General features: G+C 64.4%; 1 protein-coding gene. It reads left to right on the top strand.

Annotated elements, in window-relative coordinates; all coding sequences use genetic code 11:
* Positions 1-222: RHS repeat domain-containing protein (locus tag AAEZ06_RS28675; protein WP_350617564.1), on the top strand; the 222-nt coding region annotated here is incomplete at both ends.

Below are 222 nucleotides of genomic sequence, written 5' to 3'. Positions count from 1 at the left end.
CGCCGCCAATACGATTACGACAAGCGCGGCAACCTGACCCGCATCCTCGACACCCGCAAAGGCCAGCACGACTACCATTACGACCCGCTGGGCCGCCTGAGCCGCGCCAACCACTCACAAGACCTGCAAGAACGCTTCGCCCACAACCCGGCCGGCAACCTGCTGATGCAAGACCGCATGGGCCCCGGCGTGATCAAAGGCAACCGCCTGCTGATGCAAGGC

The sequence above is a fragment of the Pseudomonas sp. HY7a-MNA-CIBAN-0227 genome, assembly GCF_040310325.1.
Lineage (GTDB): Bacteria > Pseudomonadota > Gammaproteobacteria > Pseudomonadales > Pseudomonadaceae > Aquipseudomonas.
The sequence above is the reverse complement of the archived record's forward strand: the minus strand, read 5'-3'. Positions and strand labels throughout refer to the sequence as shown.